The sequence below is a fragment of the Vibrio ouci genome (assembly GCF_004551525.1).
Classification (GTDB): Bacteria; Pseudomonadota; Gammaproteobacteria; order Enterobacterales; family Vibrionaceae; genus Vibrio; species Vibrio ouci.
The window spans coordinates 1-1,239 of sequence record NZ_SATR01000182.1; the positions used below are offsets into that span (position 1 = coordinate 1).

The 1,239-nt window shown below is 35.5% G+C and carries 1 protein-coding gene and 1 pseudogene; both read left to right on the forward strand.

The window, feature by feature from the left end; all coding sequences use genetic code 11:
• A partial coding sequence (locus tag ELS82_RS27960) for an NADH-quinone oxidoreductase subunit D-related protein (protein ID WP_502266705.1) occupies nucleotides 1-567 on the forward strand: 567 nt, incomplete at its 5' end.
• Between the two features lie 85 nt (nucleotides 568-652).
• Nucleotides 653-1,120, forward strand: a pseudogene (locus ELS82_RS27965) (NADH-quinone oxidoreductase subunit H); the annotation flags it as partial.
• Between the last annotated feature and the right edge of the window lie 119 nt (nucleotides 1,121-1,239).

The following is a 1,239-nucleotide window of genomic DNA, read 5'->3' on the forward strand; positions in this document are numbered from 1 at the left end:
ATAGGTATTGTTAGTGCAGAGGAAGCAATAAATTGGGGTTTATCAGGACCAATGCTACGAGCTTCCGGAGTACGATGGGATCTTCGTAAAGTTGATCATTATGAGTGTTATGACGAATTTGATTGGGGAGTCCAGTGGCAAAAAGAAGGGGATTCATTAGCTCGTTATTTAGTCCGAATTGGTGAAATGACGGAATCCGTAAAAATTATTCAACAGGCTTTGGAAGGGATTCCAGGGGGGCCTTATGAAAATTTAGAAACTCGAAGTTTTGATAGAGAAAGGAATCGAGAATGGAATGATTTTGAATATCGATTTATTAGTAAAAAAACTTCTCCCGCCTTTGAATTGCCGAAACAAGAACTTTATGTTCGAGTTGAAGCACCAAAGGGAGAGTTGGGAATTTTTCTAATAGGGGATCAAAGTAGTTTTCCTTGGAGATGGAAAATTCGTCCGCCGGGTTTTATCAATTTGCAAATTCTTCCTCAATTAATTAAAAGAATGAAATTGGCTGATATTATGACAATACTAGGTAGCATAGATATTATTATGGGGGAAGTTGATCGTTGAAATGATAATTGATACAACAACAGTACAAGCTATCAATTCTTTTTCCAGATTGAAATCCTTAAACGTAGTCTATGGAATTATATGGATGCTTGTCCCTATTTTGACTCTTGTATTGGGAATCACGATAGGCATATTAGTAATTGTGTGGTTAGAAAGAGAAATTTCTGCAGGGATACAACAACGTATTGGACCTGAATATGCCGGTCCTTTTGGAGTTCTTCAAGCTCTAGCGGATGGAACAAAACTACTTTTCAAAGAAAATCTTTTTCCATCTAGAGGWGATACTCGTTTATTCAGTATAGGATATGGATCAAATAATAAATATTCCTTTTTAGGTGGTCTACGAGCTGCCGCTCAATCGATTAGTTATGAAATGGATCTAAATATCGGCGTCTTTTTATGGATTGCCATTTCAAGTATTGCTCCCATTGGACTTCTTATGTCAGGATATGGATCAAATAATAAATATTCCTTTTTAGGTGGTCTACGAGCTGCCGCTCAATCGATTAGTTATGAAATACCATTAACTCTCTGTGTATTATCCATATCTCTACGTGCGATTCGTTGAAACAAAAATTTTTCCCTATTGCCTTTTTCTTTATTAGGAAGAAGGTAAAATAAATTGAATATATATCTTTATTTTTTTATTCATCATTTGAATTGATGAACTAA